Here is a 20892-nt window from a genome sequence, read left to right as displayed (position 1 = left end):
ACCCGGAAGCTAAGACCCACAGCGCCGATGGTACTGCACCCGGGAGGGTGTGGGAGAGTAGGACACCGCCGGACAACTTTCAACGGCCCAGGCCCCGACAACGAATGTCGGGGCCTGGCCCATTTAACACCCCCATGCCCTCGGCAAGGCATCCCCGGGCTTCCAACAGGCCCCATCACCCGGACAACCGGAACTGCAGGAGCGTCCCGTCAGGACCGGCCATAGGTGAGCAAGCGTCACCCCGGGACGCCCCGGAACTGCCGGAGCGTCCCGTCAGGACCGGCCATAGGTGAGCGAGCGTCCCGTCAGGACCGCCAGAGGTGAGCGAGCGTCCTCCCGGGACCTTGAGCAGGACCCGCAGGCTAGCCTGAGAAGAAGTCGGAAAGCTCGGCGATGAGTTTGTCCGGTGCCCGGATCACTCCGTCGTGGCCGTGGCCGGGGAGGATGGTGTAGCTCGATCCGGAGAGGACGTCGTGGATTTGACCGCACGCTACCCCGAAGTATGCCGGGCTCTTTTCGCCCACCACAATGAGCGTCTCCAACGGGAGCGCCAGGAATGGCTCTGCGGGCATGTCGGCGGCGATGACCGCCTTGATCTCGCGTACGCCGGCCTGCATGAGTTCGCGCATTTGTTTACCCATGGGGGTGCCCGAAGTCAGCTTGTTGACGAGGGTCAGCATGGAGAGCGGCATGCGCGCAAAGGCGCCCTCTGTTTCGACGCCCTTCACCAGCACGGCGAGGCCGCGGTCAAAGTCTCCAGCCGCCGTCGCGCGCTCATATTCGCTCGTCCACCCGGCCTTCACACTGTGGTTGACGGAAACTGCGGGGTCGTAGACCGCCAGGCGTTCCACGGGCAGCGTGCGTGCCGCGTGCAGGGCCACTGCGCCTCCGAAGCTGTGCCCGAAGACATCGGTGCAAGACGTGTGCTTCATGATCTCGGCAAGATCCCGGATGTCCACGTCGAGCGTGTAGTCCTCGGGCTGCGGCGACGACTCGCCGCGGCCCCGGCGGTTGAAAGTGTGTACTGGTCGGCCAAGGGCGGCGCTGAGCTTCTGCGCAAACTTGGAGTAGTCTGCGGCGGTCACCATGGAGGCAGGCACGACGACGACGCCGGAGCCGGCAGTCGCCAGATCACCGCCCGTCGTGAAGAGCTCGAGGGTTCCGCCGTCGGCCGTTGTGATGTTCTCGCGCGTCATGCTTCGAGCCTAACGGAGCCGCAGGGTTCCGTCAGTCCTTGAAATAGCTGGAAATGTCCGCCACAAGTTCCTTCACCGCTGCCGGGATGGATCCGTGGAAGCCTTTCGGCGATACCACCAGCGAGCTTCCGGGAACCGCCGCGTACAGCCGTTCGGCGGTCACCTTGTAGTACTTGGGGCTCTTGCTACCCACCATGAACCGCGTGTTTCGAGGCAGTACGGAGAAGTCCCGGGGGTGTGCGGCCTCGTCGTAGGCGGCTTTGAGCTCGGCCACGCCCGTTGGCATGAGTTCCTTGAGGACCTTGTTGACTTTCGTCCGGGAGACGATGGCCATGAGGCCGGCCAGGATGGGTTCCGGGACCCTGGCCAAGGCGGTGCCGGGCTGCATGCCCCTCTTCAACCGGGCCATGGCATGTCCCACATTTCCCCTATCCACAGACTGGGCAAAGCCGTCGAGCCACCCGGTGTCCATGCTGCCATCGATGTTCACGGCGGCATCGTAGACGGCAAGTTTGTTCGGCTCGTAGCTTGTTCCTGCAAACTCCTGCACGGCATTCAGTGCCACGGAACCGCCAAGGCTGTGGCCAAGGATGTTCCTGGCGCCCGTTGCCTCCATGATGCTGCGGACGTCCGCGATCTCCGTGGCCATTGAGTAGTTTGCGGGTAGCTCCGTTGAGCTGCCTCGGCCTCGGCGGTCGTAGACGTCAACTGCCCAGCCCTCGCCGAGTCCACTGGCCAGCGCCATGGAAAAGGGACTGTAAATGAGTGCGGTCAGGAATGCGCCGCCAATGAGCACGACGCGGCGCTCTCCGGGCGCGTCCACGGTGCCGTAACTGTATAAGGCCAGCTTGCCGCCGTCGGGCGTAGGGACCTCACGTTCTCTCACCGTTTCATCCTAGGGTGCCGGCGTCGGCGTCGCCGGGCCCTTGGCCAGGTAGCGGGCGATTCTCACCGCGAGCTGCTTCCCCGGCCGGAGGGGACCCTCATGGAACTGCAGGGGGACTATCGCGAAGTCCACCACCGGGATGGCAGCGGCGAGTAGCCGGCCGGTTTCGGCGAAGTAGGACGGGCTCCAGCCGCCACTGAGCATCAGGGTCGGCGTTTTCATCTCCGCATAATCTTGGAGGTGCGAGTCGGCCTGGATGATCGCTCGCATCTCGGACACCGCCGTCGGCAACAGTTCCCTCATCTCGGATCCCAACCTGGTCTTGGCGGAGAGGATGCTGAGCACCCGAAGCGCTCCGAGCGGCAAATAGGAAATCGGACCGGCGGTCGCAAGCCCCTGGACCAAATGCGCCCATGCGTGGTCAAGCTGGCCAGCTGTGACGGCTTCTTCCAGTTGCGGACGCCAGCGCCCGTTCAGGCTGCCGGACAGGGAAACTGCAGCGTCGTAAGTGACGAGCCGTGAAATGGGTGCGCGCAAGGAAGCCTGGAGTGCCACGAATCCGCCATAGCTGTGCCCAACAACATCCGTGGAGCCACTGGCCTGCATCACGGCAAGAAGGTCGCCGGTCTCAGTCGCGGCGGAGTAGCCGGGCGGCTGCGGCGCCGAGCGGCCGCGGCCGCGCCGGTTGTAGGAGTGCACCGGCCGGCCAAGGAGGACACTGAGGTTCCTGGCGAATGGCCAGTAGAGGGAATCGGTCACCAAGGTGCCGTGGACAAGTACGACGCCGGGTCCCTCAGCCGCGCTCGGCGCGCCGGGAATGGAGGCCGCGGCCCCGGGACGGAAAGAGTGCACCTCAAGGTGACCGCCGTCGTCGTCCGTTTCAACTGTCCATGTCTCCACAGCCCGAGTCTATGTCGCCGGTCGCCGGGGGCGAGGGTAGGGAACTCCAAGGAATCCCCGGTAAACTTGGGGATTGTGACTTCCGCAAACACCCCAGCCCAGCACAACGCCGCAGAGCCCGCCGACGCCAGCGAACAGATGCGTATCCGCATGGAAAAGCGCAGCAAGCTGATCGAACGCGGTGCCGAGGCCTACCCGGTGGGCGTTGAGCGGACGCATTCCCTCGCCGAGATCCGCGAGAAGTACGCGCATCTCCAGGCTGACGAGACCACCGGTGACACCGTGGGCATCACGGGCCGGGTCGTGTTCGTGCGCAATACCGGCAAGCTCTGCTTCGCCACCCTCCAGGAAGGCGGGGTAGACGGGAAGGGCGTACGTCTGCAGGCCATGCTGAGCCTGGCGAACGTCGGCGAGGAGACCCTCGCGGACTGGAAAGCGCTGGTGGACCTCGGAGACCACGTTTTCATCAAGGGCGAGGTCATTTCATCCCGACGCGGCGAGCTGTCTGTCATGGCCGACTCTTGGTCCATGGCCTCGAAGGCATTGCGTCCGCTGCCGGTGCTGCACGCGGAACTCAATGAGGAGACCCGCGTCAGGCAGCGTTACGTGGACCTGATGGTCCGCGATGAAGCCCGCGAGATGGTCTACACCCGTGCAGCGATTACCCGCTCGGTGCGCGACACCTTGGACCGTCGCGGCTATGTGGAGGTGGAGACGCCCATCCTGCAGCTCGTCCACGGTGGTGCTACGGCCCGTCCGTTCGAGACGCACATGAATGCCTTCGACCAGAAGATGACGTTGCGCATCGCCACCGAGCTCTTCCTCAAGCGTGCCGTAGTGGGCGGAATTGACCGCGTTTACGACATGGGCCGCGTCTTCCGTAACGAAGGTGTCGACTCCACCCACAGCCCGGAATTCACCACCTTGGAAAGCTACGAGGCGTGGGCAGACCAGTTCGTCATGGCCGAGCGCATGAAGGAAATCATCCTCAACGTCGCCGACGTCGTGGGTACCCGAACCATCCAGACGGACGCCGGAGAGATTGACCTCGACGGCGAATGGGCTTGGGTTGCCGTCTACCCGGGGCTCTCCGAGGCGATTGGCGAGGAGATCACGCCTGAGACCACGGTGGCGGAACTGCTGGCGATTGCAGCCAAGCACGAAGTCAAGGTGGATCCCAAGTGGGATGCCGAAAAGCTGGTGGTCGAACTGTTCGGTGAGATCGTCGAGCCCACGCTGCTCAACCCCACCTTCGTCTACAACTACCCGCCCTCAGCGCAGCCCCTTGCCCGCCCGCACCGGGAGGACGGCCGTTTGATCGAGGCTTGGGACCTCATCATCGGTGGCATGGAACGCGGCACCGCCTTCTCAGAGCTGATCGACCCCGTCATCCAGCGCGAACGGCTCACTGAGCAGTCACGCCGCTCGGCCGCCGGCGACGTCGAGGCCATGCAGTTGGATGAGGACTTCCTCCGAGCCCTAGAGTACGGTGCGCCGCCCATGGGCGGCATAGGCCTGGGCATCGACCGCTTGGTGATGCTGTTCACCGGAGCAGGCATCCGGGAAACCATCTTGTTCCCACTCCTCAAGCCCGAAGGGCACTGACTATGGAATACATTGCTGTTCTTGCGCCGTCCGTTGTTGTCGGCCTTCTCTTTTGGTTTGCCATGAAGGCTATCTTCAACGCGGACAAATCAGAGCGTCAAGCAGAAGCACGAGCCCAGGAAGAAGCCGGTTTCGGAATTGCGCACCCGGGGGGCGACGGTTCAACGCCTGCCAAATAGCTCTTTCGACGGCCGCTCTCCAAGTTTTAATAGAGGCTTTGACGATCTGCCATGCCCTGGACGATAATGTTTAATTAGCAGTCCAGCTATTCTGCATATCCGGCCCCTCCAAAAGAGAGTCTTTTCATGGCACAGAAAGTCAAAATTATCCTCGTTGACGACTTGGATGAGGGCGCCGCGGATGAAACTGTCCGTTTCGGCCTTGATGGAGTCAGTTACGAAATGGACCTGTCCAGTGCCAACGCTGGCAGGCTGCGGGACGCTCTCGGGCCGTTTGTAGCCAAAGCGCGTAAAACTTCGACCGGTCGTGCAACGCGCAGCCGCGTTGCCGCAGGGAGAAACCAGGACTCCGCACAGATCCGTCAATGGGCGCGTGAGAACGGTTATACCGTAAACAGCCGTGGCCGCATTCAGGCCGAAATTCAGGAAGCCTATCAGAAGGCCAATTCCTGACACGAAGTATCAATACCCCGGCCTTACGGCCGGGGTATTGTCATTTCCCCACCCGTTTCGTCCGGCTGCCGGTATCAGTTTGACTGACCGGCTTGCGCTATTCATCGGAAGGTTTGGGGCAGGCTGTGAATGTCGGGTACGAAGTGACGACGTTCGCTGAGAACAACGACGGCTGGTGCCGGCCCGCGACGGCGGTAGAGGGAAGCCCTCGCTTGGCTGTGGAGCATGGTGTTTAGTCCACCAAAGCCGCGCCAACGACGCTCCATGGCGTGAGTGAACTTATTCCCGGTGCGCCCATGTTTCCCCTGTGGCGAACACGCCCCAAAATTCCTGCGTTGCCACGTAGCATCAAAGTACGTCGTAGCTAGGAGTGTGGCGAAATGTTTGAGAGATTTACGGACCGTGCCCGTCGCGTTGTTGTGCTTGCCCAAGAAGAGGCACGCATGCTCAACCACAACTACATCGGTACCGAGCACATCCTCTTGGGTCTGATCCACGAGGGTGAAGGCGTTGCCGCCAAGGCGCTTGAGTCCCTGAGCATTTCGCTCGATGGCGTCCGCGAGCAGGTACAGGAGATCATCGGCCAGGGCCAGCAAGCCCCGTCCGGTCACATCCCCTTCACCCCGCGCGCCAAGAAGGTACTTGAGCTTTCGCTCCGCGAAGCCCTACAGCTCGGCCACAACTACATCGGTACCGAGCACATCCTGCTGGGCCTCATCCGTGAGGGCGAAGGGGTTGCCGCGCAGGTGCTCGTCAAGCTCGGCGCGGACCTCAACCGGGTCCGCCAGCAGGTCATCCAGCTGCTCTCCGGCTACCAGGGTAAGGAAGCCGCAGGCCCCGGCTCAGGACCTGGCCAGCAGGAAGGCACTCCGGCTGGTTCGGTGGTGCTGGACCAGTTCGGCCGCAACCTCACCCAGGCCGCGCGGGAAAACAAGCTTGATCCGGTGATCGGCCGCGAGCTGGAGATGGAACGCGTCATGCAGGTCCTCTCCCGCCGCACCAAGAACAACCCCGTCCTGATCGGTGAGCCCGGCGTCGGCAAGACCGCCGTCGTCGAGGGTCTCGCCCAGGCGATCGTCCGCGGGGACGTCCCGGAAACCATCAAGGACAAGCAGCTTTACACGCTCGACCTCGGTTCCCTGGTGGCTGGTTCCCGCTACCGCGGTGACTTCGAAGAGCGGCTGAAGAAGGTCCTCAAGGAAATCCGCACCCGCGGGGACATCATCCTCTTCATCGACGAAATCCACACCCTGGTGGGCGCCGGTGCGGCCGAGGGTGCCATCGATGCCGCGTCGATCCTTAAGCCGATGCTTGCCCGTGGTGAACTCCAGACGATCGGTGCCACCACCTTGGATGAGTACCGCAAGCACATCGAGAAGGATGCCGCACTGGAGCGCCGCTTCCAGCCGATCCAGGTCAAGGAGCCTTCCGTCGCGCATGCGATCGAGATCCTCAAGGGCCTGCGTGACCGCTACGAAGCGCACCACCGCGTGACTATCACCGACGGCGCGCTTACTTCAGCGGCGACGCTGGCCGAGCGCTACATTTCGGACCGCTTCCTGCCGGACAAGGCGATCGACCTGATCGACGAAGCCGGTGCGCGCCTGCGCATTCGCCGTATGACGGCTCCGCCGGAGCTCAAGGCCATGGATGAGCGCATCGCCGAGGTCAAGATGGAGAAGGAATCGGCCATCGACGCCCAGGACTTCGAGGGCGCCGCCTCGCTGCGCGACAAGGAGCAGAAGCTCATTGCCGAGCGTGCCGAAAAGGAACGCAACTGGAAGTCCGGCGGCATGGACGATATCTCCGAGGTAGACGAAGACCTGATTGCCGAAGTTCTCGCGAACTCCACCGGCATCCCGGTCTTCAAGCTCACCGAGGAAGAGTCCTCGCGCTTGCTGAAGATGGAAGACGAGCTGCACAAGCGCGTCGTTGGCCAGGACGAGGCCATCCGTGCCCTCTCCCAGGCCATCCGCCGCACCCGTGCAGGCCTCAAGGACCCCAAGCGTCCGGGCGGTTCGTTCATCTTCGCTGGCCCCACCGGCGTCGGCAAGACCGAACTCGCCAAGGCCCTCGCCGAATTCCTGTTTGGTGAAGAGGATGCCCTCATCACGCTGGACATGTCCGAATACTCCGAGAAGCACACGGTTTCGCGTCTCTTCGGGGCCCCTCCGGGCTACGTCGGCTACGAAGAGGGCGGGCAGCTGACCGAGAAGGTCCGCCGTCGTCCGTTCTCCGTGGTGCTGTTCGACGAAGTGGAGAAGGCCCACGCCGATCTCTTCAACTCGCTGCTGCAGATCCTCGAGGACGGCCGGCTGACGGATAGCCAGGGCCGCGTGGTGGACTTCAAGAACACGGTGATCATCATGACCACGAACCTGGGAACCCGCGATATCTCCAAGAGTGTGGCGACCGGATTCCAGTCCGGCACGGACACCACCACCGGCTACAACCGGATGCGGGCACGGGTCACGGAAGAGCTCAAGCAGCACTTCCGCCCCGAGTTCCTCAACCGCGTTGACGACGTCGTGGTGTTCCCGCAGCTCACGCAGGACGAGATCATCGAGATCGTGGACCTGTTTGTCACGCGCCTCGAGGGCCGCCTCAAGGACAAGGACATGGGCATCGAGCTCACCACGGCCGCCAAGGTTCTCCTGGCCACGCGTGGATATGATCCCGCCATGGGTGCCCGGCCGCTGCGCCGCACCATCCAGCGCGAGATCGAGGACCAGCTCTCCGAGAAGATCCTCTTCGGCGAACTGCACCCGGGTGACATCGTGGTGGTTGACGTGGACGGCGAAGGCGACGACGCCAAGTTCACGTTTGCAGGCAATGCCAAGCCGCGCATCCCGGAAATCGCTCCGAGCGCCTAAGTTCCGACTCAAGGGCCCCGTCCGTTCCCGAAAGGAGTGGGCGGGGCTTTTGCGTTCCCGAACGCCCAGGTTCGAACCGGCTCTGGGTAAACCCCCGGAATATCTGAAAGCACTGTTTCACTCTTAGTGAACCTTCTGTGATCTGGCGCACATTGCGTGTTGAATCGGAGCATGGATTCGAATGCCTCAGAGGCCCCGAGCACACAACCCGAAACTCCTTTCCACGATCTCGACCATTACCTGGCCATCCCCCGGGTTGGGGGCCTGGCCCTTAGCCCGGACGGAAGCCGCCTGGTCACCACGGTTTCCACCCTCAACGCCAAGGGAACGGAATACGTGACGGCTCTTTGGGAGCTCGATCCTGCGGGGAAGAGGCATGCGCGCCGCATCACGCGCAGCGCCAAGGGCGAGACCGGCGCGGTGTTTGCCGCCAACGGTGACCTCTACTTCACTTCGGCCCGCCCCGACCCGGACAGCCCTGAGGCCGATCCTGTGAGCGCTTTGTGGCTCCTCCCGGCCGGCGGCGGGGAGGCCCGGGTGGTGCACTCCCGCGCGGGCGGCGTTGGGGGTGTTTTGGCCGCGTCAGCCGCTGATGCCACTTTCGTGACCGCCTCGGTCCTTGCCGGTTCCACCGATGAGGAAAATGATGAGGAACGGCGCAAGAGCCGCAAGGAGAACAAGGTGGCGGCCATTTTGCACACCGGCTACCCGGTTCGCTACTGGGACGCCGATCTGGGCCCGGCTCAGCCCAGGCTGTTTGCCGTGGAAAACGGGGACGTGGCTGAGTCCGGAAAGCCCGCGACCGTGGACGCTACTGCGCCCCTGAAGCTGCGCAATTTGACTCCCGACGTCGGCGGCAACCTCCGCAACACCCACGCGGTGGTCAGCCCTGACGGCAACACGATCTACACGAGCCTGGCCAAGCCGCTCGCGAAGGCCGATACGCGCTTTGTGCTTGCCGCCGTCGATGTCGCCTCCGGGTCCCTCAAGGTGCTTTTGGACCATGAGGGAATGAGCTATTTCCCCGGCCCGGTCAGCCCCGACGGCAACAGGATTGCGGTCGTCAGCGAGAGTCACAGCACTCCGGGGAAGGCGCTCCAGGTCAAGCTCCACGTTTTGAACGTCGCAGGCGGAGAAGCCCTTGACCTTGAGCCGCTTGCACCCGGTTGGGACCGCTGGGGAAGTCCCGCTGCATGGCTTCCGGATGCGCGCTCGCTCCTCGTCACAGCCGACGACGACGGCGCCGCGCCTGTCTTTCGGATCGGCGTCGCTGACGGTACCGTCACCCGGGTGACGCAGGACGCGGCGGCGTACACCGACGTCGTGGTTTCCCCGGATGGGCTGAGTGCCTTCGCGCTGCGCAGCTCTTACGAATTCCCGGCGGAAGCCGTGCGGATCGACCTCGCGACGGGGCACGTGGAGCGACTTCCCGCGCCGGCACAGCGCCCCAAGATCAGAGGCTCGTTGGAGCGGGTGGAGACGGCCGCGGCGGACGGCTCGCGGGTTCCGGCCTACCTCGCGCTCCCGGAAGGGGCATCGGAGGCGAATCCGGCCCCCCTGCTGCTGTGGATCCACGGGGGACCCCTGGGCTCATGGAATGCCTGGACCTGGCGGTGGAATCCTTGGCTGCTCGTGTCGAAGGGGTACGCCGTACTGTTGCCCGACCCCGCATTGTCCACCGGGTACGGGCAAAAATACATCCAGCGCGGCTGGGGTGAGTGGGGCAAGGCTCCGTTTACGGACCTCATGGCTATCACCGACGCGGTGATCCAGCGGCCCGACATTGACCAGACGCGGACTGCCGCGATGGGTGGGTCATTCGGCGGATACATGGCCAACTGGGTGGCCGGACAAACGGACCGTTTCAAAGCGATCGTAACGCACGCCAGTTTGTGGGCCCTCGACCAGTTCGGCCCCACCACGGACGCTTCGCAGTATTGGCTCAAGGAAATGACAGCAGAGATGGCTATGGAGAATTCGCCGCATCTCCATGTTGGAAAGATCAATACGCCCATGCTCGTGATCCACGGTGACAAGGACTACCGGGTGCCTATCAGCGAAGGCCTGAGGCTTTGGTACGAACTGCTCTCCAGTTCCGGGCTGCCTGCCGACGACAACGGCGAGACCCAACACCGTTTCTTGTATTTCCCGGACGAGAACCATTGGATCCTGCAGCCACAGCACGCCAAGGTCTGGTACGGCGTGGTGGAGCACTTCCTGGCTAAGCAGGTACTGGGTCAAGACGTCCCCGTTCCTGGGGACCTGGGGCTATAGGCGCCTCCGGCTCGGAGGCTGGTGCGGAAAGTCGCCCCCGGGTCCGGTAACCGTCCCAGCCTCCCTCGCCTCGTAAGATTGGGCTGTGACTTCGACGTTCAGTATCCGCCCTGCCCGCACCGGTGATGTTGCCGCGATCAAGAGGCTTGTGGCGCCGCTGGCAGAGCAACGAATCCTGATGGCCAAGGAGACCGTGGCCTACTACGAGAGCCTTCAGGAGTTCCGGATTGCCGAATCGTCCGACGGCGAGGTAATCGGTTGCGGGGCTTTGCACGTGATGTGGGAGGACCTGGCCGAGGTGCGCACCTTGGCGGCCGACGACAATTGGCGCGGCAAGGGCGTGGGCCACGTCCTTGTCCAGCAGCTGCTGGAGGACGCGCGCGCCTTGGGCGTTGCGCGGGTTTTCTGCCTGACGTTCGAAGTGGACTTCTTCAAGCGCCACGGATTCGAAGTCATGGCGGACCAAACTGCAGTGGACCCACAGGTCTACTCGGAATTGCTCCGCTCCCATGACGAAGGCGTGGCCGAGTTCCTCGATCTGGCACGCGTGAAGCCCAACACCCTGGGCAACACCCGCATGATCAAGTTCCTCTAGCCCTAGGTATTTCTCGCGGGTTCCGTATGTCCTAGCCATCAAGTCTTTACGTATATCAACTTGATGGATAAACTAGGCGAGGCTCGGTTGCGGCGAGCTAACCATACTGTGGAGGCGAGAAATGAAGTACCACGTTATGTTTCCGGACTTTTCAGGTTTCCAGATAGACATGCCGAGCCCTGGCTCCACATCGGAGTCACGCAAGCGGGGGACCGGGGGTTGCATGCGGGAAGCGGGCACGGATCTCTGGCCGGACTCGTTGGCCAAGGGCGTAACAGCCCAGGACCCCAGTACCGGCCGATTGATGGTTGGCGGGCCGCCGCACTAACGCGGGCGCACTAACGCTGCCGCACCGACAAGGTGCAAACCGGAACGTTTCAGAAGGGACAGCCATTGGGGGCTGTCCCTTCTGCGTTTCTGGGTTCGCGGCTTCCGCATACGGAACCATTCCCCTACCGTGCCCGGGGCGCTGGTAGTAGGGTCAAATCACCTACCAGCCACCCCCAGGAGCACGTCATGAAAAAGCTCATCAACGATCCCCGTTCCGTGGTGGACGAGTCTGTCGAGGGATTTGGCATGGCCCATGCCGAGCTCGTGGACGTCCATACGGATCCGATCTTCGTCGTCCGAAAAGGTGCGCCCGTGGCCGGCAAAGTGGCGCTTGTCTCGGGAGGAGGGAGCGGCCATGAGCCACTTCATGCCGGTTTTGTTGGGCACGGAATGCTCGACGCCGCCGTGCCGGGCGCCGTCTTCACCTCGCCCACGCCTGACCAGATCATTCCGGCCACTGCGGCAGTCGATTCGGGGGCCGGCGTCTTGCACATCGTGAAGAACTACACCGGTGACGTCCTGAATTTCGAGACAGCGGCGGAGATGGCCCAGGCCGAAGGAATCAGCGTTCGCACGGTTCTTGTCAATGACGACGTCGCGGTGGAGGATTCGCTGTACACCGCGGGCCGGCGCGGCGTGGGTGGCACCGTGTTGGTGGAAAAGATTGCCGGAGCGGCCGCCGAACGGGGGGATTCGCTGGACGCCGTCGCGGGAGTGGCAGAAGGGGTTGTCCGCAACGTGCGCACTATGGGCGTGGCATTATCCGGCTGCACGGTGCCACATGCCGGGGTGCCTAGCTTTGAGCTTGCTGATGACGAAATCGAAATCGGAATAGGGATTCACGGTGAGCCTGGCCGGCACCGGATCGCCATGGAGAGCGCCGACGCCATCACTGGCCGCTTGTTGGATCCCGTCCTGGACGACCTGGCGATCAGAGCCGGGGAAGAAGTGCTGCTCTTCGTCAACGGCATGGGTGGTACGCCCCTCAGTGAGCTGTACATTGTTTACCGGCGAGCGGCGCAGATCCTCGCCGAAAGAGGAGTCAAAGTGGAGCGCTCGCTGGTGGGCAACTACGTCACGTCGCTTGAGATGCAGGGCTGCTCCATATCGGTGCTGCGGCTCGATGATGAACTGACTGCCCTGTGGGATGCGCCCGTCCACACTCCGGCCCTGCGTTGGGGGATGTGACTGTGCGTCTCGGGGTCGACTGGGCGGTTCAATGGCTGACGCTCTCCGCGCGGCTCATGTCCGAGCATCGTGAGGAGCTGATTGCGTTGGACCGGGCGATTGGCGACTCGGACCATGGCGAAAACATGGACCGCGGATTCCAGGCCGTCATGGAGAAGCTTGCCCAAACTCCGCCGGAAACACCTGGGGCAGCACTGAAGCTGGCCGCGATGGCGCTGATGTCGAAGGTGGGCGGGGCAGCCGGTCCCTTGTACGGAACCGCGTATCTCCGGGCCGCGACCGCTCTGGGAGAAAGCGCAGAGATCGACGCTGCGGCGCTCGCCGGAGCATTGACCGCAGCCCGTGACGGAATTGTCGCCCGCGGCAAGGCGGCACTGGGCGATAAAACCATGGTGGATGCGTGGTCCCCGGCCGTCGAAGCAGCGGATGAGGTCCTGGTGGCTGGCGGGGATGCCGTGGCGGTGCTGGCGGCCGCAGCCGAGGCTGCCGAGGTGGGCGCCGTGACAACGGATCCTCTGGTGGCGCGCAAGGGCAGGGCAAGCTACCTCGGTGAACGCAGCGCAGGCCACCGTGATCCCGGGGCCGCGTCTTCGGCGCTGTTGCTGCGAGCGGCCGCCACCGCCGCGGGGTTCCCCGAGGGGGCCGCTGAATGACGGTGGCCTTGGTGGTGGTCTCGCACAGCCGGAAGATCGCAGAAGGCGCGGTGGAATTGGCCGCGCAGATGGCCCCCGATGTGAGGTTCTACGCGGTGGGTGGAACGGATGATGGCCGGATCGGCACGGACCTAGAGAGAACAATCGCCGCATTCGAGGCAGGACTTGCGGAGGCTTCCGGGGACGGGGTGGTGGTGCTGACGGACCTTGGCTCCGCAGTCATGACGGCCGAATCTGCGGTGGAGTTCTGCAGTGAGCCGGACAGGGTTCTCCTTGCCGACGCCCCCTTGGTGGAAGGCCTCGTTGCCGCTGCCGTGGCCACCCAAGGTGGGGCAGCGGCCGCCAGCGTGAAGGCCGCTGCAGAATCGATTCGATTCGGTCCGGAGCCCACTTTTGACCCCGCGGAGTCGGCTCGATCCCAGGGCAGGGGTCAGCCGGCGGAAAGCGACGAATTCGAGCTCATCAACCCCATGGGAATGCACGCCAGGCCTGCGGCGAAAATTGCGGGTGGACTGGCCGGCCTGGACGTCGAGGCAACGGTTAACGGCGTCGATGGCACATCAATCATGGAACTTATGAGCCTTGCCGTGGGCCAGGGCGGCAAGCTCAGGATCGAGGCCTGGGGCAAAGATGCGTCGAAAGCCGTGAATTATGTCCGGCGACTCGTGGAACAGGGCTTCGGGGAGATCTGAGGGCGCTCCGGGAAAAGGAGCGCAGAGGTGGCTCCTGTCGGTTTTGAGGGTCCTGGAGTTCACGCCTGGCGTAGACCGTTGGCATCCAGCAACAGGCTTGCCGTGATGACAGTGGGACACCGTTCGCCCCAGGGTTTGGCACTCTTGGGTGTGAAGTCCAGCGTCCTGACCGGCAGAGGCCCACCGTTGGCGTCGGAACCCGTTACTTCGGCATTGATGAGCGACGCCGTCAGCGTCCCCATGTTCAGGAAACCGTAGCGCGTGCCATCCGGCGACGAAACGGCTGAGCACGACCCCTCGGGTTCGGGACTGCAGGATTGAGGAACTGACACGCTGCCTGGGCGCAGCTCCAAATCGGCCTCACGGCATTTCCCGTCCTGGCACGCCTTCAAGTGCACGATTTTGACGGTCGGCGCGTACTCGGCCGCAATGGTCAGGGACACCACCGGGGCCATGGCAATCGCCGGGCACACGGTCACTTGAGGCTGGCATCCCGAACCGAGCGCCGTCGTGATCAATGCGATAGTGGCCCAAAACCTTCGCATAGTTTGAGGGTATTCCTGAGGCGGCTGCCCGGACCGCCGTTCCGGCAACTGGCATGCACATCGTTACAGACATCCTTGGACCGTTGCAGCTCTGCGACCTCACGCCGTTCGGCGGGCAGCGACCCCACGCCGCAAGCCCGCTGCAAGGCGTTTGGCTGGTCGAAAAGCAGTAGGGTACTGGGCATGGCTGAACTGGGCGTGACTGAACTGGGCATGGCTGAACCCGCGGACGTGCATTCCACCCGCGCCGCGTACAACACGGTAGCTGCGGACTACGCCGAACTCCTGCGCAACGAACTAGCCTCGAAGCCGTTTGACAGGGCCATGCTCGGCACCTTTGCCGAACTCGTAGAGGCGGCTGGAGGAGGGGCAGTTGCGGACCTTGGTTGCGGTCCCGGACGGATTACGGCGCACTTGGACTCGCTTGGCCTCACGGCTTTCGGCATCGACTTGTCGCCGGAGATGGTGGCGGTAGCCCGCCGGGATCACCCCGGCCTGCAATTTGATGAAGGCTCCATGGAGGCCCTGGACCTGGCGGACGACGCGTTGGGTGGCATTGTCGCCTGGTATTCGATTATCCATACTCCGCCGGCACGGTTGCCCGGGGTGTTCGCCCAATTCCATCGGGCCCTCCGGGACGGCGGCCTGCTCCTGCTTGCGTTTCAGGCGGGAGACGAACCCCGGCACCTGGATTTCGCTTACGGCCACGAGATCGACCTCGATGCCTACCGCTTGCCGCCGGGCCGCGTCGCGGAACTCCTGCGGCAGGCAGGCCTTGTTGTGGAAGCGCAACTGCTTCGCGAACCAGACGGCAAGCATGAAAAAACCCCGCAGGCCTACCTTCTGGCCCGCAAGCCGGCCTGCGTGTGAAGGGAGCAGCGTCAACGGAAGCTTCTTAGGCCGGGAGCCGCAGTCCGCCGTCGTGCAATTCGGCCAGACCGTCGCCCAGGAGTCCCTCAAGCGCCCGTTCCAGCTGCTCCGGGGCCGAATTCAAGCGATGCAGGGCAGCCAAGGGCACCGCTATGCCGTCTGCGGCGAAGCCAAGGTCGGCTGCGGGGCGCTCGAACAGTTCCCGCGCCACGGGCGAAGCGGCCACACGCAGGACGGCCATGACAGCACCCCGGAGCTGCCGATCTGTGCCGTGCCAGGCCTGGCCTTTGGGTGTGTACGTCGGCGCAGGCTCGCCCGCGGCAAGCCACGCGCAGGACTCGCGGACAGGGCAGTCGGAGCACTTGGGGGAGCGGGCCGTGCATACCAGCGCTCCGAGTTCCATGACGGAGGCGTTCCACCGGACTGAGAGCCGGGCGTCGTCGGGCATGAGGGATTGGGCGAGCCGCATCTCGGACGCCGTGAGCGACGGCGCTGGCAGTGCCAATCCCGAAACGAGCCGGGCGTGCACGCGCCGGATGTTCGTATCCACCACGGTTTCGCGCCGCCCGAACGCAAAAGCGGCCACAGCCGCTGCTGTGTAGTCGCCGACGCCGGGAAGGCTCAGCAGCGCACCATGCGTGTCCGGGACCTTGCCGCCATGCTCTTCCACAATCGCGACGGCGGCCGCGTGGAGCCTGAGTGCGCGGCGGGGATAGCCGAGCCTCCCCCAATGTCGCACGGCCTCGCCCGAGGGCTCGCTCGCGAGATCCGCAGGTTCAGGCCAGCGTTCCATCCAGTCTTCCCACACCGGCAAGACCCGAACTACCGGAGTCTGCTGCAGCATCACCTCGCTGACCAGGATTCCCCACGGGCTGCAGTCCGGTGACCGCCACGGCAACACCCGCGCCATCTCGGAGAACCAACGGTCCATGGACAGGTGTAAGTCCGAGAGGTGGTGGGTGCCGGCAAGTTCAGCGGCGCCTGGCAGTGACATGGGGATCCTCGCTGCGGTTCGTGGCGGGCCCTGATGGCGGCCGATTCCTGCCATCCACTGTAGTGGAGCCAGCCAAGGATGACCGACGTCATACTGGCTTCGATCAGGCCTCCGCGGCGTGGTGCGACGCCATCCCGGTCCGGTGTTGCCTAGCCTAGAAGAATGGTCAACAAGGGCAAACAACCGCCAAGGGCGCGCACGTCGCCGTCGGCGAAAGGCACTGCCCGGACCGCAGGCGCAAACCGTTCCAAGAGTGCAGCGCGGCCACAAAGGCGCCGGCCGAGTCCCGCCGTTTACCGCCGTCGGAGGCTCGTAGTTTTTGGCGCCCTGCTGGTGGTCTTGGCGATGCTTGTGGCCGGGGCAGTAGCCATGAGTTCCTCGCTTGCAAGCAAGGCTGATTCCAGCGCGTCCAAGAACGATCCGAGCGGCGCGGCTCCTGTGGTCCAGATTCCTTCGGCGGATCCCATTTCGGCCACGACGACTCCCTCTCCGACCCCGGTCTGCGACCTAAACCTGGTGACAGTTACCGCATCCACGGACCAACCCGCCTATGCGGCAGGGCAGAACCCCGTGCTGAGCATGAAGATCACCAACGGCGGAACCGCTCCGTGCCAGGTTAACGTTGGGACCTCCCAGATGGAGTTCCTGGTGATGAGCGGCGAAGACCGGATTTTCTCTTCGAAGGACTGCCAAGCGAAAGGCGAAGACCTCGTGAAGCAGATTGATCCGGGCAAGAGCGAGACGGCCAACTTCCCCTGGCAACGCAACAGGACGTCGGAAGCCTGCGGTGCGGTCTCGGCCAAACCGGCCAATGGCACGTACACGTTCAAGGCCGTCCTGGGAAACAAAGCGAGCACCAAGGCCATCTTCCAACTCGGCTGATGCAACCCAGTGGGAGCCGGTGACTGGGCCCACGCCGCCAGGGTTCCCTGGCCGAACTTGCGAAGGCTGGGAGCCGGTGACTGGGCCCACGCCGCCAGGGTTCCCTGGCCGAACTTGTGAGGTTAGGGTGGCGGTGGGGACTAGAGGAACCGGTCCAGCAGGCTGGCCTCGGCCATGCGGCTGAGGCCTTCGCGGACGGCCCTGGCGCGCTGGTCACCGATGCCGTCCACGGTCATGAGGTCGTCGATGGTGGCCGCCATGAGGTTCTGGAGACCCCCGAAGTGTTCCACCAGACGGTCGGCGACGGCCTTCGGAACCGACTTCAGACCGGACAGGAGGCGGTACCCGCGGGGCTGCACACCGGCGTCGAGCACATCCATGCCCCCGGCAAAACCGATGATGCCCGCGATCTTGCCGAGGTCAATCAGCTCAGTGGGGCCAAGGTCAAGGAGAGCCTGGACGGCGGCATCGATCTCCTCCGGTGAGGCGTCGGCACCGGCGTAGTCGCGGATGATGACGTCGCTGCCCGGGCCGCGGCCCATGGTGAGCTCCTCCAACTGCAGGGAGAGCAGCCTGCCGTCCTCGCCCAACTCCAGGACATACTGCGCGATTTCCTCGGCGATGCGCCGGACCATTTCCTGGCGCTGCAGTGTGACTGCCACATCCCGTACGGTGACCATGGCCTCGATCTCGAGGGCAGAGAGGGCGCTGGTGACCTGGTCTAACCGGGCGCTGTAGCGTTCAAGGGTTGCCAGCGCCTGGTTGGCGCGCGCGAGGACCTTCTCGGAGCCCTCCAGCACATGCCGGAGACCGTTGACATAGAGGGCGATGATCTGCATCGACTGGCTGACCGAAATCACCGGCACCCCGGTCTGGATGGCCACGCGCTCGGCTGTCCTGTGACGCGTCCCTGATTCCTGCGTCTCGATGCTGGAGTCCGGCACAAGCTGGACTGCCGCGCGAAGGATGTTCCCGGCGTCCTTGTCGCAAATGATGGCACCGTCCATCTTCGCGAGCTCACGGAGTCGCGTCGGGGAGAAGTCGATGCCGATTTCAAAGCCGCCGGAGCAGATGGACTCGATGGTCCGGTCCGTACCAAGCACAATCAGAGCCCCAGTGCGCCCGCGGAGGATGCGTTCCAGGCCGTCGCGCAACGGCGTTCCGGGGGCCACCCTGCCCAGAGTCGCCTTGAGCGATTCTTCGGGGCTCCGAGCCATAGGTGTTCCCTTCAAAGGTGCAAGCAGACGCGCCCGCGATTATGCCGGTTTCCAGCAGTGAGGCGGCAGGATCAAAGTACAAGGTTTCCCGCAAGCTCAATGATAGAGGTATAGACCGGCAAGAACCGCACAGGCAAGCCTTAAAGTGCCCCAAAGAAGGTCATGTGGCGGGTGCTTCGAAACGCGTCCGACGGCGGCCGCCAGACTGCCACTTTGTGCTCGGTTCCCGGGACCTCAGGGAGCCGTACGAAGCCGTGCGAGTCGCTCGAGGTCGCGTCGCACACTCAGTAGCGCCGCTTCCCGCGCCGGACCCCTTCCGGCATCCGGGCGCACCTGCCTAGCAGGAACCAGGGTTCCGCCCAGGGGATTGTCCGGGCCGTGTCCTTGCCAGCTCCTGGCCGGAGCGGTTCTCGTAGCGGTGCCCGTAGTGGTGCTCGCGCCTGAGCCCGCAGCTGGGCCCGGACCGGAGGAGGGTCCGAAGGGATCGTAGAACAAGTCATTCCCCGGTTTCATTGATGCCTTGTCCTTTCCTGCCATCGCCGGCCTGATCGAGTGTTTCCTGGCGGGTAGGTCTTCGCAGCCCTGATGAGCCGGACCGCCGTCAATTCAAGCTATCGGCTGGTCATTTCGGGGGTTTGTGCACCTCGTTTCGATCCTGTTAAACGCCGCCTTCCATAGCTGCCTTCGGCTAGATCCTCGGGCTGGGATAAACTTGGTATCTTGGCTGGCGCGTCATCGTGCCGCTCCCTGAGTTGGCCCCCGGCCGGCGCGGGGCCCGTATCCAGCCTCCATTCCACGTTTGGCCCGTCATTCCTCACCGCGGGCAACGCCCAGATCGCAGCGAAAGTAGCACCGTGTCCCAAGAAGTCCTGAGCCCCGCCCGAGTCCAGGCAATTCACCATGAGGCCTCCCGGCGTCGGACCTTCGCGGTCATTTCGCATCCTGACGCGGGTAAGTCCACGCTCACGGAAGCCCTTGCCCTGCACGCCAAAGTCATCGGTACCGCGGGTGCGTCGAGCGGCAAGGCCAACCGCAAGGAAACTGTTTCCGACTGGATGCAGATGGAAAAGGACCGCGGTATTTCCATCAGCTCCGCGGCTTTGCAGTTCTCCTACCGGGACACCGTGATCAACCTGCTGGACACCCCGGGCCACGCTGACTTCTCAGAGGACACCTACCGGGTCCTGGCCGCCGTCGACTGCGCAGTGATGCTTGTAGACGCCGCCAAGGGCCTGGAAACGCAGACCATGAAGCTCTTCGAGGTCTGCAAGCAGCGGAACCTGCCCATCATCACCGTCATCAACAAATGGGACCGTCCGGGCCTGGACGCCCTCGCGCTGATGGACGAGATCACGGAGCGCACCGGACTCCAGCCCATGCCCTTGACCTGGGCCGTGGGCATTTCCGGCGACTTCCGTGGAGTCTGGGACCTGCGAAATGATCGCTTCGCACGGTTCGCGCGCAACAACGCCGGCGCCAACATCGCCATCACCGAGTACTTCACTCCGGAAGAAGCAGCCGAAACCCAGGGCAACAACTGGAGCGACGCCGTCGACGAAGCCGGACTCGTGATCGAATCCAACCTCGAGTTCAACCTGGAGAGCTTCCACGCCGGAACGGCAACACCCATCCTCTTCAGTTCGGCAGCCCTGAACTTCGGGGTCAAGGAAATCCTGGACGCCCTGGTGGACTTCGCGCCCCCGGCCGCGCCACGCCCGGACGTCGACGGCGAGCCCCGTTCCGTTGACGCGCCCTTTGCTGGCTTTGTTTTCAAAGTCCAGGCCGGCATGAACAAAGCCCACCGCGACCACGTCGCCTTCATCCGCGTCTGCTCCGGCGTGTTTGAGCGCGGGATGGTGGTCACGCAGACCCGCACAGGGAAGTCCTTCGCCACCAAATACGCCCAGCAGGTGTTCGGGCGTGAACGCGAAGTCATCGACGAGGCCTATCCCGGCGACGTCGTTGGCTTGGTCAACGCATCCTCACTGCGCGTGGGCGACAGCCTGTTCTTGGACCAGCCAGTGGAATTCCCCGCCATCCCGCTCTTTGCACCCGAGCATTTCCAGGTGGCCAGGTCGCAGGATCCCAGCCGTTTCAAGCAGTTCCGCCGGGGCATTGAGCAGCTTGAGCACGAAGGCGTCATCCAGGTGCTCCGCTCGGACGTCCGCGGCGATCAGGCACCTGTCCTCGCCGCCGTCGGTCCCATGCAGTTCGAAGTGGTGGAAGACCGCATGGCCCACGACTTCAACGCTCCGATGCGTTTGGAGCGCCTCCCGTACTCGATGGCGAGGATCTCGACGGCGGACGCTATGCCGGCGCTCGCCAACGTCCCCGGCGCCGAGGTGCTGTTGCGGTCCGACGGCGAATACCTGGCCTTGTTCAACGACGTCTGGGCGCTGCGCCGGATCGAGAAGAACCACCCGAACCTCACGTTGGTTCCGATCGGCACGCACAACCCTGCGAAATAGCCCTCCGAAGGCGAAGTAATTCCCTGGACATGCGCCTCGTTTCAGCCGAGGACTGGACATAGTGGTGTTATGTCCATTGCCTGGTTCGTACA

17 protein-coding genes and 1 rRNA gene are annotated in these 20892 nt (G+C 63.9%); 12 read left to right on the top strand and 6 right to left on the bottom strand.

The annotated features are described in order from the left end of the window. Positions 1–74, top strand: a 5S ribosomal RNA gene (gene rrf, locus OOZ51_RS22605); the annotation flags it as partial. Between the two features lie 288 nt (positions 75–362). On the opposite strand, the gene OOZ51_RS15455 is transcribed toward rrf, so the two are convergent. From OOZ51_RS15455 to OOZ51_RS15445, 3 genes are read right to left on the bottom strand one after another with little or no spacing between them, the layout of a single operon-like run. Beyond that, positions 363–1196, bottom strand: a complete 834-nt coding sequence (locus OOZ51_RS15455; protein ID WP_265980673.1) for an alpha/beta fold hydrolase — start codon at positions 1194–1196, stop codon at positions 363–365. Between the two features lie 31 nt (positions 1197–1227). Next, positions 1228–2082, bottom strand: a complete 855-nt coding sequence (locus OOZ51_RS15450) for an alpha/beta fold hydrolase (protein ID WP_265980672.1) — start codon at positions 2080–2082, stop codon at positions 1228–1230. 9 nt (positions 2083–2091) lie between these two features. Beyond that, entirely contained in the window at positions 2092–2982 is an 891-nt protein-coding gene (locus OOZ51_RS15445; RefSeq protein ID WP_265980671.1) for an alpha/beta fold hydrolase, read from the bottom strand. Between the two features lie 75 nt (positions 2983–3057). Between OOZ51_RS15445 and lysS the strand changes: the two genes are divergently transcribed. The 8 genes from lysS to dhaM all read left to right on the top strand — a co-directional run bounded on the left by lysS (position 3058) and on the right by dhaM (position 13824). Then, entirely contained in the window at positions 3058–4587 is a 1530-nt protein-coding gene (gene lysS, locus OOZ51_RS15440; RefSeq protein WP_265980670.1) for a lysine--tRNA ligase, read from the top strand. Positions 4588–4892: 305 nt separating this feature from the next. Next, positions 4893–5219 (top strand): histone-like nucleoid-structuring protein Lsr2, encoded by a 327-nt coding sequence (locus OOZ51_RS15435; RefSeq protein ID WP_265980669.1) that lies wholly within the window; start codon positions 4893–4895, stop codon positions 5217–5219. A 380-nt stretch (positions 5220–5599) separates the two neighbouring features. Next, positions 5600–8092 (top strand): ATP-dependent Clp protease ATP-binding subunit, encoded by a 2493-nt coding sequence (locus OOZ51_RS15430; protein ID WP_265980668.1) that lies wholly within the window; start codon positions 5600–5602, stop codon positions 8090–8092. 171 nt (positions 8093–8263) lie between these two features. Then, on the top strand, positions 8264–10366 hold the full coding sequence (locus OOZ51_RS15425; RefSeq protein WP_265980667.1) for a S9 family peptidase: 2103 nt from the start codon (positions 8264–8266) through the stop codon (positions 10364–10366). 85 nt (positions 10367–10451) lie between these two features. After that, positions 10452–10961: an amino-acid N-acetyltransferase gene (locus OOZ51_RS15420; protein ID WP_265980666.1), complete on the top strand. Its 510-nt coding sequence runs from the start codon at positions 10452–10454 to the stop codon at positions 10959–10961. 516 nt (positions 10962–11477) lie between these two features. Then, entirely contained in the window at positions 11478–12479 is a 1002-nt protein-coding gene (gene dhaK / locus OOZ51_RS15415; protein WP_265980665.1) for a dihydroxyacetone kinase subunit DhaK, read from the top strand. Between the two features lie 2 nt (positions 12480–12481). Next, positions 12482–13132 (top strand): dihydroxyacetone kinase subunit DhaL, encoded by a 651-nt coding sequence (dhaL, locus tag OOZ51_RS15410; RefSeq protein WP_265980664.1) that lies wholly within the window; start codon positions 12482–12484, stop codon positions 13130–13132. Beyond that, positions 13129–13824 carry a dihydroxyacetone kinase phosphoryl donor subunit DhaM gene (dhaM, locus tag OOZ51_RS15405; protein WP_265980663.1) on the top strand — a complete coding sequence of 232 codons (696 nt, stop codon included), beginning with the start codon at positions 13129–13131 and terminating at the stop codon, positions 13822–13824. Before dhaL ends, dhaM begins: the two co-directional genes overlap by 4 nt. Before the next feature lie 59 nt (positions 13825–13883). Here dhaM and OOZ51_RS15400 read toward each other — a convergent pair whose 3' ends face one another. After that, on the bottom strand, positions 13884–14369 hold the full coding sequence (locus tag OOZ51_RS15400; protein ID WP_265980662.1) for a hypothetical protein: 486 nt from the start codon (positions 14367–14369) through the stop codon (positions 13884–13886). A gap of 183 nt (positions 14370–14552) precedes the next feature. Between OOZ51_RS15400 and OOZ51_RS15395 the strand changes: the two genes are divergently transcribed. Then, on the top strand, positions 14553–15239 hold the full coding sequence (locus tag OOZ51_RS15395; RefSeq protein ID WP_265980661.1) for a class I SAM-dependent DNA methyltransferase: 687 nt from the start codon (positions 14553–14555) through the stop codon (positions 15237–15239). Positions 15240–15264: 25 nt separating this feature from the next. Here OOZ51_RS15395 and OOZ51_RS15390 read toward each other — a convergent pair whose 3' ends face one another. Then, positions 15265–16233: an HhH-GPD family protein gene (locus tag OOZ51_RS15390; protein ID WP_323054767.1), complete on the bottom strand. Its 969-nt coding sequence runs from the start codon at positions 16231–16233 to the stop codon at positions 15265–15267. A gap of 369 nt (positions 16234–16602) precedes the next feature. Between OOZ51_RS15390 and OOZ51_RS15385 the strand changes: the two genes are divergently transcribed. After that, complete coding sequence (locus OOZ51_RS15385; protein ID WP_323054766.1) at positions 16603–17115, top strand: hypothetical protein; 513 nt, start codon at positions 16603–16605, stop codon at positions 17113–17115. Positions 17116–17255: 140 nt separating this feature from the next. On the opposite strand, the gene disA is transcribed toward OOZ51_RS15385, so the two are convergent. Beyond that, positions 17256–18332 (bottom strand): DNA integrity scanning diadenylate cyclase DisA, encoded by a 1077-nt coding sequence (gene disA, locus OOZ51_RS15380; RefSeq protein ID WP_265980659.1) that lies wholly within the window; start codon positions 18330–18332, stop codon positions 17256–17258. 854 nt (positions 18333–19186) lie between these two features. Between disA and OOZ51_RS15375 the strand changes: the two genes are divergently transcribed. Continuing rightward, positions 19187–20800 carry a peptide chain release factor 3 gene (locus OOZ51_RS15375; RefSeq protein WP_265980658.1) on the top strand — a complete coding sequence of 538 codons (1614 nt, stop codon included), beginning with the start codon at positions 19187–19189 and terminating at the stop codon, positions 20798–20800. Positions 20801–20892 lie beyond the last annotated feature (92 nt).

The sequence above is a fragment of the Arthrobacter rhizophilus genome, assembly GCF_026241105.1.
In the GTDB taxonomy this organism is placed as follows: Bacteria; Actinomycetota; Actinomycetes; order Actinomycetales; family Micrococcaceae; genus Arthrobacter.
Note: the sequence above shows the minus strand (reverse complement) of the source record. Positions and strands in the feature narration are given on the sequence as shown.